The organism is Streptomyces sp. NPDC047022, from assembly GCF_040644155.1.
In the GTDB taxonomy this organism is placed as follows: domain Bacteria; phylum Actinomycetota; class Actinomycetes; order Streptomycetales; family Streptomycetaceae; genus Streptomyces.
Map to the genome: position 1 here is coordinate 207740 of NZ_JBEYVV010000009.1, position 11679 is coordinate 219418.

Sequence of the window (11679 nt, forward strand, 5' to 3'; positions counted from 1 at the left end):
GCCTACGGCCGGCTCCCGGCGTGCCGCTCCGGCGGCAAGGACACGCCTCGCCCGGAATCCGCCTGCCCCGTCGCGAAGGCCGGTGGTACGCGCTGTCTGCCCCCCGGCAGGCGGCCGATGCCGAGCCCGGCTCACCCGGGTAAGGTGGCGACCTTCGTCCGGCAGAAGCCGTACGGAGTCCCCGAAGGCCGGGCACCTCATGCATCTCGCCGACCCTCCCGCACGCCGCCGCCTCAGCGCCGCCCTGGACAGCCTCGCCGTCACCTTCCGCGGCATGACAGCCCACCCGGACGAGAGCAACTGCGATTGTCACTGGGGCAGTCCGGAGGAGCTGCGCCTTTTGAAGACGCCGGACGTGGTGCTGGAGCCGGACCTTCTGCGCCGGACCTGGCGGGCCATCGACTGGACCGATCACGCGGCTGTGCTGCGCCGCATACTTCCGCAGTTCGCCAACGCACTGGTCTCCGGTCGCGCGGATCCCCTGTTCGGACTGGAAGAAGCCGGATTCTCCTTCGCTCGCGCACGCTGGCAGCAGTGGCCCGACGACCAGGCCGGCCCGGTACGCGAGTTCCTGCACGCCTGGTGGGCGTACAGCCTCACCGATCCGGACGCGGCCGTCCCGGCGTATCAGGTCTTCGCGATGTGTGCCGAGGCGTCCGGAACGCTCCGGCCCTGGCTCGCCGACTGGGAGACGCGGACCGGCTGCCTCAGCGACCGGCGTCTGGCCGAGGCGGCAGCGGAATGGGAGTACGTCCTCCTGGGAGACAGCCTGCCGTGGAGGGTCGGCCGGTACGAGCACGACGAGGAGGAGCTGCGCGCCGAACTGGTCGCGTGGCTCCTCGGCCACGCCGCGCCGCGGCTCCGCGAGTCGGGCGCGTCGGCGGATCTGCGGCACCGGATACGGCTGCTCGGACTCACGGACGAGGACCGCTGGACGGACCCCCACTGGCCCGGCCACCGTTACTGACGAGCAGGGCCCCGCGAACCGGCGCCGGTCCTCGGCACCGAGACGGCAGAAGCCGGAGCCGTCAGAGCTGAGTGCCGAAGTCCTGGGTCCACCAGGGCCCGCCGGAGCCCTTGTGGACGCCCACGCCGAGCTCCTTGAACGAGCAGTTGAGGATGTTGGCGCGGTGGCCGGGGCTGTGCATCCAGGAGTCCATCACCGACGCCGGGGTCTGCTGGCCCATGGCTATGTTCTCGCCGTACGTGGACCAGTGGTAACCGGCGGCGTTGATGCGGTCGCCCGGGCCCGCGCCGTCGGGGTTGGTGTGGTCGAAGAAGTTGCGCGCGGCCATGTCGTCGGAGTGCTTCTGGGCGGCGTCGCGCAGCCGGGAGTTGGCGGTGACCGGTGCGCAGCCGGCGGTCGCGCGCTCCTTGTTGACCAGGGCGATGACCTCGTCGACGGTTCCGCTGGGTGCCGGCGGTGCGGCCGGGGTGGCGGAGTGGCGCTGGGTGGGACGGGCCGGCTCAGGGGACTTGGGGGGCTTCTTGGAAGGGCTCGGGCTCTTCGACGGGGAGGCGGAGGGCGACGCCGATGCCGACGCGGACGGCGAGGCCGGGACCGAGCTGCTCGCGGACGCGGTCGCCTCGTCCTCCGCCAGCGGCGTGGCGGGCGTGCTTGCGGCGTCGTGGTCCGCCCCGCCGCCGGGATCCGTCGTGAAGTACCAGATGCCGGTCCCGAACAAGACCACCGCGACCGCGGCGCCGAGCGCCCGCTGCCGGTTGCGGCGGCGCCTGCGCGCGGCGGTCCGGGAAGCCCCCTGCTCGCCCGCGGAGCGGTGCCTGGCGGCCCTGCCGCCCCGGCCGCCCGCCGGTCCGAGCGCCATGGCGGCGCCCGCCGGGGCGGTTCCGCCGAGAGTCGTGCGCAAGCCCGACAGCAGTGCGGCCGGCACGGCTATGAGCGCCAGCCCGGCGAGCAGTCCCTCGGCGGGCATCAGCTCGCTCCACTGCCCCGCGCAGCGGACGCATTCGCGGGCATGGCGGGCTATGCGCTTGCGCCACAGTGCGGAGGGCCTGCCGTCCCAGGAAACCAGCAGGCCCCCCAGCTCCTCGCACGGCGGCTGCGCCTCCAGGGCGCGTACGACGACACGGGCGGCGTCGAGCTGTGTCTTCATCCGCTGGACCCGTACCGCGGTGTGCTGCGGGGTCAGCTCCAGAGCCTGGGCGACCTCGGAGCGGGTCAGTTCGCCGGCGCACTCCAGCCACCACAGCGAGAGCAGGCTCCGGTCGTCGGGTTCGAGCCAGCGGGTGGCGCGCGCGGTCTCCTGACGCTGGCCGGACAGCTGGAGCCGCATCATGGTCAGATCGACGAAGTCGGCTCCGGGGTCGGCGAACTCGCCGGCGTCCTCCACGGCGCCCGGAGCGGTCTGGCGGTCCTGCCAGTGCGCGCGGACCCGGTTCATGGCGATGGCCACCAGCCAGGAGCGGAAGCTCTCGGGCTCGCGCAGGCCGCCGAGCCCGTTCAGAGCACGCAGCATGGTGTCCTGCACGACGTCGTCCACGTCCACCGAACCGTTCAGGGCCCGGCCCACGACGTTGTACACCAGCGGCAGGTACGCGTTGACCAGGGCGTCCTGCGCCGCCTGGTCGCCCTCGCGGGCGGCGGTGACCAGCGCCGCCGAATCCACCATGTGCTGTGTGCTCATAAGAAGACTTCCCTGTCGTTGACGCCAGACGATGGTGTCCGTTGCCTGGGAGACGCGAGCGGGCCTTCCGGATAACAGTTCTGGGGACAGTAGTTCCGAAAACGTGTACGCCGAGGGGGGATTGGCGGATCTTCGTACCGGTATGCCCCGCCTTGGGCGTAGCCGGAATCACACGTGGCCGACCCGGTCGAGTGCATTCCGCGCGAAGCCGGTCTCGCGTCGTTCGGCGCCTTCGCTGCTCGGCGTTTCGCTTCGAAGGAGAAGACGCTCCTCGCCGACGCGGGCAGTCACAAGGAACTGCACAGGTTCGAGGCCGGTGCCGCGCGTGCAGACGTTGGATCCGGGTGGCTGGATCCCCGGACACGATCTCAAGCGACCGCGACAGAGGGCTCGTTATGAGCCATCCGGGTGCATATGCCGGAAACCGCCACGTTTGCAGTGGCCTAAGGGGTGTTGTGGTCGTTTCCTTGCTGTTGCTTGGGATCCAGGGTGCTCAGGAGCACCCAGTCTTGCGGCACGTCGACATGAATGCAGGGAAAGGCATCACATGAAGCTCAGGAAAACGGCGGCTCTGGCCGCAGGCATGTTCGTTGCTCTCGGGGCAGCCGCTCCGGCGATGGCAGACTCCGGTGCCTCAGGCAGCGCTACCGGGTCTCCCGGCGTCCTGAGCGGCAACGTGATCCAGGTCCCCATCGACATCCCCGTGAACGCGTGCGGCAACACCGTGAACGTGCTCGGACTGCTGAACCCGGCAGCCAACAACACCTGCATCAACGGTGCCGCTCCCGCAACAGGTGGCACCGCGGTGAACACCCAGACCTTCCCCGAGGACACCCCGGCCGTGGGCCTCCCGGGGGAGGACACGAGCACCCAGGACGCGATCGAGGACTGCCTCTGCCATGGGCTGACCGGGCACTGAGGTCCGTCCTCGAACGGATCCTGCCCACAGCAGGAATGACACGAGTCCGACCGCCGCTTCGTAAGAGGTGGCGGTCTTCTCTTGCCGCCGGCGGCTGCGAGGCGGGCCGGCGTACTCCCAGGGCCTGGCCTGCCGGCCGTCGTGCGCACTCAGGGGGTCCGCAGTGCCTCACGCCACACGGGCTGTCGAGGCAGTGGTTGTCGTAGCGCTCGGAGGAGTCGCGGATGTCCTGCACAGTCGCCTCCCCCTTGGCGACTCGCTCCAGCAGCCGGTAGTGGCCGCTGACTGCCCAGCGGGCGTGAGCGGGAGCCGCCCGTGCCGTGACGATCCGCCGTCCCCGGCCGGCCGGCTCTGGAGCGGCGGGCGTCACCACGAAACCACTCGTTACTGTTTCGTGATGATCCGGGCCAAGGGCCATCATCTGGCGTGAGCAGCCTGGCTGCCATGGATTCGGCACGAGAGCGGCAATCCGCACCCCTCACCAGCAACGCCAGGGTCTCCCAACACTGGTCGTGCGTCGACTTGCCGCGCTTCCGCGCAGGGGCGCGTTGGTGTCCTGTCGCTGAAAGCCCGCGACCATGACGCTTGTTGCCGTCGGCCGCCCTCCAGCCAGCTCTGCGACCACTGCGAGCCGACGTGTTGTGCAGAGCGGAACACGGGTGTGGTGGGCGTGGGCGGCTGGGCTGTTCGTCCTGTACGCGCTCTTCAGCCTCGCCCAGCACCACAGACTGGGCACCACCGGCTACGACCTGGGAATATTCACCCAAGCAGTGCGCGGCTACGCCCACTTCGGCGCTCCCACCGCGGACCTGAAGGGCTGGGGGTACAACCTCTACGGCGATCACTTCCACCCGATCCTGGTCCTGCTGGTACCCCTGTACTGGATATGGCCCAACGCTCAGACCCTGCTGGTCGCCCAGGCGGCCCTGGTCGCGGTCGCGGCCGTGCCCCTGGCCCGGCTGGCCGCCGACCGCGGCGGCCGTCCCGCCGGACACGCGACAGCCGCCGCGTACGGGCTGTCCTTCGGCGTCCAGGGCGCGGTCGCGTTCGACTTCCACGAAGTCGCCTTCGCCGCCCCACTGCTCGCCTTCGGCCTGGCCGCACTGTCCGAACGACGTTCGAAGGCCGCGGCGGCCTGGGCGCTGCCTCTGCTGCTGGTCAAGGAAGAACTCGCGCTGATGGTCGCGGTGATCGGGGCGATCCTGGCCTGGCGCGGTGCACGCCGCCTGGGCCTGGCCCTGATCGCAATCAGCGTGAGCGTCTTCGCGCTGGTGGTCGGTGTGCTCATACCGGCGTTCAACCCGCAGGGCGTCTACCCCTACATGAACAATGCCAGTGCGGGCGGCTCACTCAGCAGCAGCCGCAGCATCTTCAGCCGCCTGGCCGACGCCCCCGAGCTGCTGTTCTCCCCCTCGCAGAAGATCGTCACCCTGCTGCTGCTCGGGGCCCTGACCTGCTTCCTCGCCCTGCGATCGCCCTTGATCGCCATCGCGCTGCCCAACATCGCGGTGCGGTTCCTCTCCGACAGCCCCGCCTACTGGGGCACCGGACTGCAGTACAACCTGCCTCTGATGCCCGTCCTGATCGCCGCCGCCTGGGATGCCCAGCCCGCCTGGGCCCACAGCCGCATCCCCCTGGCCCGGGGACTGGCCCGCCGGGCCGGCGCCGCCCTGCTGTGCGCGGCAGCGCCACTGGCCCCCACCCAACCCCTCCAGGACTTCCTCCTCCACCCCGTGCGGGCCTTCAGCACCGACGCCCACGCCAAGGCCGCGTACGCGCTGATGCGCCGGATCCCCGACGGGGCGGCCGTGGAGGCCACCAACCACCTCAGCCCCCACCTGGCCCATCGCACCCGCGTCTTCACCTGGCCCCTTGTCGACCACACCCCGGACTGGGTCATCCTCGACGTCAACGAGTACTGGCCCACCTCATTCCAGGAAAACCAAGCCCACCTCACCGACCTGCTCCACCACGGCTACCGGCAGGTCGACGCCCAAGACGGAATCTTCCTCCTCCACCGCGAATGAGAGGAGCGAGGTCGTGCCGGCAGAGGAGCACGACACGTCCCGGACACGGCCTCGATTCACTGATCCGTCGATGTCAACCTTGGATGTCAGCGCAACGGGCCCGTTGCCGCTGGGGACCGCTGACGCCATCGCTGGTCAGAGGATGCCGGTCAAACCCTCGATCGCCTGCCGGGCCCACTCCTGTGCCCCTGCCGCCGTGCCGGCCACCACTCCGGTCGCGACCGGGGCCAGCGCTCCCCTCAGCATGGCAAGCGCGCGGCGGAGCCTGCCGTCTTCGGGCACGTCCGGCCGGGCGATCGTCGCGAGCACTTCTCGGGCGGCGGACTCGGCATCCTCTCGGTCCGGATCAGCGAGGCCGGCTTGGGGCAGCTCCCGGAGCAGATTGGTGACCAGCGCGGCAAGTGCCTCGAAGCCTGGGGCAACAGCGCTGTTGTTCTGCTGGTTCTGGGTAACCGCGTCGTTGTTCCAGGCGAACTGAGCGCCTGAGACCTCGGCGTTGAAGACCGGCCCGTCGTAGTTGTCGACGTTCTGCGGCTCGTTCATGTGCTGGAACCGTCCTCGTTGTTCTGCCGCTGGATGACGTTGTTGTTGTTCCACGCCAGCTGAGCGCCGTGGACCGGGGCGGTGAAGACCGGCCCTTCGTAGTTGTTGACGATCGTCGTCGGACTCTCGGTCGGCTGTGCGATCTGCTTGATGACCGGCAGCGACGTGCGGAGTGAGACGAGTCCGACGCGGCCGTTGTGCTGTACGGCCACACCCTGCGGTCCGGTCACGGAGCAGTCCACCAGTCGGCCGCCGCACGTACCGTCGAAGTGCGCACCCCCAGCCGCGCAGTCGACGAACTCGCTGTTCACGACGTCCAGACGGGCGGAGTTCGTCCCGTAGAGGCCGAATGCCTCCGAGTCGGTCACGATGAGGTTCTTCGCGACGAGCCTCGACTTGCCGAACCCGATGACCCCGCCGGCGCTCACTGTCTTGACCTCACAGTCGTAGACGAACAGCTGGGCGTCCTCGCCCACGCCGAAACCCAGCGGCCCGCGCTCCGCCACCACGTCCTTGAGCGTGACCCGGGACTGGCCGAGGACCTCCACTGCGGACATGCCGAAGTCACGGAACCCGGCGTCAGTGACGTCGGCCGTGGTGCCGCCGTTACCTCGGGTCTCCAGCCCCGACGGGCAGCGGTCCACCCGGACCTTCTCGAACACGGCCCTGGCCTCGTCGTGGACCCGCAGTGCGACGCTCGTCAGGTCACCGATCTCGACCCGGGTGAAGCGGCCTCTGGCAGCATCGATGACGGCAATGCCCACGTTGCCCCCCGATATGCGACAGCCATGGACCTCAGGGGCTCCGCCGTTGGTCGAGAACACCGCGACGTTGCCCGCGGCGAGGATCTCGCAGTCCTCGAACCTGCCACGCCCCGAGGTCTGGACGTTGATGCCGGTGTCGCGGCACTCGGTGAACACGCAGTCGCGTACCACCGGGTCGGCGCCACTCGCCACCGCGATCCCGTGTTGCGCGTCGGTGACGCGCGTGCCGTCCACGGACCCCCGGGACTGCTCGATGAACATGATCGCTTCTGTGTGCACGGCGTTGATCACGCAGTCGGTGACGGTGAGTTCCGCCTGAGAGTCCGCCATGACGGCCGCCTTGCCGGTGCCGGTCAGCTCGCACCCGATGACCTGGGCACGCGCACCGCTGACCCGTACGCCATGGATCATGCTGCCGCCGATCCAGCTGTCCCGCACCGAGACCTGGGCGCCTTCGATCACGGCGACCGCATTGTCGGTGGCGTCGGTGAACCGGCACCGTTCGACGAGCCCGTTCGCCCCGCTGAAGAGGGCTCTGCCATGAAGGATCACGCTGTCCCGCAGCGTCACGGAGGTGTTCGGCCTCGCGTGCACGCTGACGCCGTTGTACGCCCGGATGTCCGAGCGCTCGAGCGTGAGTGTTCCCGCATGGCAGCCGACGACGTCGGCATCGCGGCCGATCAGCACGAGGCCGTGCACACGAACCGACCCGAAGGCGTCGAGGACGGCACCACGAGGCCGGCTCACCACCACTGAGCCCGGATCGCCGAGCGCGGCCAATCGGACCTCGCCCTGGACGGTCAGCGCCTCCTCGTAGCGACCGGGCGCGATCTCGACCAGCGCCGCTCGGCCCCGTCTGGCCGCAGCGGCGAGCGCGGACGTGATGTCGGGGTAAGCGCGACGGCCACCGTGCGGCGAGACGAAGTACCTCGCGACCATTCCCTCCAGCCCCCCACGCTCGGCCCACCGGGGCCGCCGATACTACCGGAGCGGTGGGTAACGGTCCGGTTGCTCGGCATGGTCTGCGCGAGCGTGCGGCGAACGGCGCCGGTTCGCTGGGCGGTGGCATCTACAACACCACCGGCGCGATGACGCTCGATCACAGTGAAGTGAACGACAACGCCTCCACCGTCGCACCACCCCGCGACCACCGCCTTCGGCGCGAACAGGCGGGTACGACCCGCTACGTAGGTCGAAGCGGTCCGTCGGGTGACCCGACGGACCGCCGTCAAAAACGATGACTGATCAGACGGCTGGCGCGTGAACCCGACACAGTGGCGACTGGCCCCGCTGTTCGACGCTCGAAGTCCGCGGCCGGCCGCATCATTGACCACCTCGGGCCGTTGCTCGGCGCACGACGCGGAGAAGAACATCGTGGAGCCGGAATTTCTTTCCGCGTCAGCCCTGTGCAGTCCCTTGCCAATCGGCCAACAGGTCGGGGAACGCGGCCAGGTCCGTGATCCCGCGGTCGGTGTGGTGCAGGACCGCATGGTGGACGTCGTCCGGGCGAGGGCGGGTTGACCAGGCCGCTTGCTCCAGCTTCTCAGCGGCGGGCTGTCGGCCGGGCGTATTGAACTCGTCAGGCCGCGGGGGTGTCGTCCTCGGCTGGTTCGTCTTGAGCCGTCAGGCCGGCCACCCACAACGGCATCAGCCAGTGCAGTGCAAGGACGGCGATGAGTGCCGGTGCGGTATACCCCGTCAAGGCATGACCGACCGTCGCGCCCGCGATCAACAGGCCGGCGGCGGTTGCGGCAAGGAGCAGGGTCATTATCCGGTGGGCGCGGGCCTGCACCCGAGCACGTTCGGCCAACTGTCGTTCGTCCAGGGCTCGTCCGCGCAGTTCGAGCAGGCCACGGGTGGCCGCATTGATCGCCCCGGTCGCGACCATCCACGGCAGCAGCAGCACCACCATGGCGACGGCGGCCCAGATCGGTTTGCCCTCCGTGAGGGAGCTGTAGGCCATGAGGGCGCTGACGGCTGCCGTCAGTACCAGATGTGCGGCGACGACCGAGCGCCGGCGGGCGGCCGTGGCGTACAGGGGCCGGCCTCGGCGATCGTTCATCAGCCGCAGCATGCTGCGGTCGTAGCGTGTGAGCGGCGTCGTGGTCATGACGTCTTCCTCCCGTAGATCTCGTCCGTGAGCGGCCGGAACGGTTCGAGTGAGAACAGCGCCTCCACCGGCAGTTCGAAGAACCTCGCGATCTTCAGTGCCAGGTCGAGGCTCGGGTTGTACTGCCCCCGCTCGATGTAGCCGATGGTCTGGTAGTGCGCTCCCACCGCTTCAGCCAGGCGCTGTCGCGACACCTTCCGCTCGGCGCGAACCAGGGCCAATCTGTTGTGTACCTGCTCGCTCATGTATAAGAACTACTACATCTTGAGAGAGAGTTGCAACACTCGTGGGGGGAGGACTGGTTGGGCCGGAGACGCCATGCCCTTGAAGCCTGGCGGGCCGTGGGCTGAGACGCCGTCCGCTTTGGCCGTCACGAGGCCGGTCTGGTCGAGCAAGGTTGCTGATCGGTTGATCACGCGGGGAACGGTGCTGACAGCTTGACCCTCCCCTTACGTCAGGCTTGAGGCTCCATGCCGACGAAAGGGCAGGGGGATGAGCTATTCCGTGGGACAGGTCTCGGCCTTCGCCGGTGTGACGGTACGTACGTTGCATCACTACGACAAGGCAGGGCTGCTCTCGCCCAGTGACCGCAGCCACACCGGCCCTCCAGGCCGCGTGACCGACCTGTCACCCGAACCTGCATCAGACCCGACGGCACTCGCGCCCGCAAGTTCGCCTATGGCAAGACCTGGGCAGAAGGCGATGCCAAGCGGCGGGAGCTGCTGGGCAAGGTGGAGTCAGGCATCCCGGTGCCCACCAGGCCGGCCAAGCTCGCGGAGTGGCTGCCGTACTGGCTGACCACAGGGGGCTGTCGGTCCGAGGAGCGCCAGGGGCGGGCCGGTACCGCGTCGGGGGCAGGGGTCGTATCGCTCGTGTGTTCGACGATGCGCTCTGCTCCGTGCCGGGACCGATCGAACAGCACGATCGCGTCGGTTCAGGGGCGCTCCAGGCCGCCAACCCGTTTGAGCGCCGGCCTGACGTGAGACTTCCAGGTCTCGGGGGCGAGATCTTCTAATGGTCGGGTCTGTGAGCTGCACGGGTGGTTCATGTACGCCATCTGACGGTTCAGCGGGTGACGTTCAGGCTGCTGTGCCACTCCCCGACCGACAGTGGGCCGCACGGCGGATGCCGTCACGGGACGTTCGGACAGATGCCGAAACCGCGGCAGGACGGGTGAGGCCGCCGACCCGGTGCCCGACGGCGGCAGCTCGCCAGAGGTAAGGGGACAGCCGTCCGATCCCGAAGGAGTGTCATGCGCGGTGTCCGCCCGATCCAGTCGCTGCTGACCACGGTCCTCACGGTCGTGGGCCTGGCGTTCATCCCGCCGACCGCACCCGCCTTTGCGGCGACCGCTGGTTCTCAACCGAGCAGCCAGGGTGTCTGCACGCAAACGCCCGAGCCTGACCGGGCGGCCTGCCTGGCCACGATCCGCACCGACTTGCCGCCCATGTCCTCCGTCTCGCCGAACACGAAGCCGCCCGGCTACGGTCCCCGGGACATCCGCAGTGCCTACGACCTTTACGGCCGCCATCGCCATGGCCACGGCCGCGGCCGGACAGTGGCTATCACCGTCGCCTTCCACAACCCCGACTTGGAGAGCGACCTGGCCGTCTACCGCCGCCAGTTCAGGCTCCCGCCCTGTACGAAGGCCAACGGCTGCCTCCGCCAGATCAACCAACACGGCGGTCTCACTCCCCCGTCCGGCACCAACAGCGGCTGGGCACTGGAGTCCGCACTGGACGTCGACGCAGTGAGCGCGGCCTGCCCGCGCTGCCGGATCCTGGTCGTCGAATCCGACGACAACCTCCTCGGCAACCTGCTCGCCGCGGTCGACCAAGCCGTCACGCAGGGCGCCAAGGTTGTCTCGAACAGCTGGGGCGCTACCGCCGGGGAATTCCCGTTGGAGACTTTGTTCGATCACCATTTCCGTGACAACCCCGGCGTAGCCTTCACCTTCCCCGCGGGCAACGGCGGATACGGAACGACCTACCCGGCCGCCTCGCCCTACGTCACCTCGGTGGGCGGCACATCCCTGAGCCGAGCCCACAACCGTCGCGGTTGGACCGAGAGCGCCTGGTCCGGCACCGGATCCGGCTGCTCCCTTTACGAGCCCAAGCCGCCTTTCCAGCACGACCCGCTATGTGCCAACCGCACCCTGAACGACCTCTCCGCGGTCGCCGACCCCACGACCGGCCTTGCGGTGTACAACACCTTCGGAGCGTTCGGCACCGGCTGGCAAGTCGTCGGCGGTACCAGCCTGTCCACCGCACTGGTCGCCGCCATGTACGCCCTGGCCGGCAACCCCGCCCCCGGCACCTACCCCAACTCCTACCCCTATGCCCGCCCGTATGCCTTCAATGACATCACCACAGGGGCCAACGGCACCTGTGGCGGCACCTACCTATGCACCGCCGGCCCCGGATACGACGGACCGACCGGCATCGGCACCCCGCACGGTGTCACCGGACTGAGCGGCCGAGCCTGGTAGACGCCGACGGAGTCACACCGGCGTCTGCTACCGCAGGGCCCAGCGACCTGACCGCCGTGAGATCACCGCGGGGTGGGCAGTCCCGCCCGGGGGTGCCTCTATGTCTTTCGTCAAGCGAGGCGTGGGGTTCTGGGTTCGTAGAAGGTGCCGTCGCGGAGCATCGCGAAGAGCACGCTGATGCGG

Annotated in this window: 9 protein-coding genes and 3 pseudogenes; 7 read left to right on the forward strand and 5 right to left on the reverse strand. The window is 69.2% G+C overall.

What is annotated here, in order from left to right; all coding sequences use genetic code 11:
- Nucleotides 1–199: 199 nt before the first annotated feature.
- Entirely contained in the window at nt 200–967 is a 768-nt protein-coding gene (locus ABZ845_RS13300; RefSeq protein WP_360977470.1) for a hypothetical protein, read from the forward strand.
- Nucleotides 968–1028: 61 nt separating this feature from the next.
- Here ABZ845_RS13300 and ABZ845_RS13305 read toward each other — a convergent pair whose 3' ends face one another.
- Complete coding sequence (locus ABZ845_RS13305; RefSeq protein ID WP_360977473.1) at nt 1029–2645, reverse strand: sigma-70 family RNA polymerase sigma factor; 1617 nt, start codon at nt 2643–2645, stop codon at nt 1029–1031.
- A gap of 547 nt (nt 2646–3192) precedes the next feature.
- On the opposite strand from ABZ845_RS13305, the pseudogene ABZ845_RS13310 reads away from it, so the two are divergent.
- Both ABZ845_RS13310 and ABZ845_RS13315 read left to right on the forward strand, forming a co-directional pair.
- Nucleotides 3193–3420 (forward strand): annotated as a pseudogene (locus tag ABZ845_RS13310) (chaplin); the annotation flags it as partial.
- Between the two features lie 785 nt (nt 3421–4205).
- Nucleotides 4206–5591, forward strand: coding sequence for a DUF2079 domain-containing protein (locus ABZ845_RS13315; protein WP_360977476.1), 1386 nt, complete (start codon nt 4206–4208; stop codon nt 5589–5591).
- A gap of 135 nt (nt 5592–5726) precedes the next feature.
- Here the strand turns inward: ABZ845_RS13315 and ABZ845_RS13320 are convergent, their stop codons facing one another.
- Entirely contained in the window at nt 5727–6134 is a 408-nt protein-coding gene (locus ABZ845_RS13320; RefSeq protein WP_360977479.1) for a hypothetical protein, read from the reverse strand.
- Nucleotides 6131–7837, reverse strand: coding sequence for a right-handed parallel beta-helix repeat-containing protein (locus ABZ845_RS13325; protein ID WP_360977482.1), 1707 nt, complete (start codon nt 7835–7837; stop codon nt 6131–6133). The genes ABZ845_RS13320 and ABZ845_RS13325 overlap by 4 nt, the downstream gene beginning before the upstream one ends.
- A 53-nt stretch (nt 7838–7890) precedes the next feature.
- Here ABZ845_RS13325 and ABZ845_RS13330 point away from each other — a divergent pair, with 53 nt between their 5' ends.
- Nucleotides 7891–8139, forward strand: a complete 249-nt coding sequence (locus ABZ845_RS13330; protein ID WP_360977484.1) for a hypothetical protein — start codon at nt 7891–7893, stop codon at nt 8137–8139.
- Nucleotides 8140–8477: 338 nt separating this feature from the next.
- Here the strand turns inward: ABZ845_RS13330 and ABZ845_RS13335 are convergent, their stop codons facing one another.
- On the reverse strand, nt 8478–9008 hold the full coding sequence (locus ABZ845_RS13335) for a hypothetical protein (RefSeq protein ID WP_360977487.1): 531 nt from the start codon (nt 9006–9008) through the stop codon (nt 8478–8480).
- Nucleotides 9005–9253, reverse strand: a complete 249-nt coding sequence (locus ABZ845_RS13340; protein ID WP_360977490.1) for a helix-turn-helix transcriptional regulator — start codon at nt 9251–9253, stop codon at nt 9005–9007. The genes ABZ845_RS13335 and ABZ845_RS13340 overlap by 4 nt, the downstream gene beginning before the upstream one ends.
- Nucleotides 9254–9500: 247 nt before the next feature.
- On the opposite strand from ABZ845_RS13340, the pseudogene ABZ845_RS13345 reads away from it, so the two are divergent.
- The 3 genes and pseudogenes from ABZ845_RS13345 to ABZ845_RS13355 form a co-directional block, all read left to right on the forward strand.
- Nucleotides 9501–9602: pseudogene (locus tag ABZ845_RS13345) on the forward strand (MerR family DNA-binding transcriptional regulator); the annotation flags it as partial.
- A gap of 47 nt (nt 9603–9649) precedes the next feature.
- Nucleotides 9650–9805, forward strand: a pseudogene (locus ABZ845_RS13350) (site-specific integrase); the annotation flags it as partial.
- Nucleotides 9806–10260: 455 nt separating this feature from the next.
- Nucleotides 10261–11496: a S53 family peptidase gene (locus ABZ845_RS13355; RefSeq protein WP_360977493.1), complete on the forward strand. Its 1236-nt coding sequence runs from the start codon at nt 10261–10263 to the stop codon at nt 11494–11496.
- The last annotated feature ends 183 nt before the right edge of the window (nt 11497–11679 follow it).

Excerpts from the sequence above, each read along its gene's own strand:
- ABZ845_RS13305 (WP_360977473.1), bottom strand. The coding sequence starts at position 2,645 with ATGAGCACACAGCACATGGTGGATTCGGCGGCGCTGGTCACCGCCGCC.
- ABZ845_RS13325 (WP_360977482.1), bottom strand. The coding sequence starts at position 7,837 with ATGGTCGCGAGGTACTTCGTCTCGCCGCACGGTGGCCGTCGCGCTTAC.
- ABZ845_RS13340 (WP_360977490.1), bottom strand. The coding sequence starts at position 9,253 with ATGAGCGAGCAGGTACACAACAGATTGGCCCTGGTTCGCGCCGAGCGG.
- ABZ845_RS13335 (WP_360977487.1), bottom strand. The coding sequence starts at position 9,008 with ATGACCACGACGCCGCTCACACGCTACGACCGCAGCATGCTGCGGCTG.
- ABZ845_RS13300 (WP_360977470.1), top strand. The coding sequence starts at position 200 with ATGCATCTCGCCGACCCTCCCGCACGCCGCCGCCTCAGCGCCGCCCTG.
- ABZ845_RS13355 (WP_360977493.1), top strand. The coding sequence starts at position 10,261 with ATGCGCGGTGTCCGCCCGATCCAGTCGCTGCTGACCACGGTCCTCACG.
- ABZ845_RS13320 (WP_360977479.1), bottom strand. The coding sequence starts at position 6,134 with ATGAACGAGCCGCAGAACGTCGACAACTACGACGGGCCGGTCTTCAAC.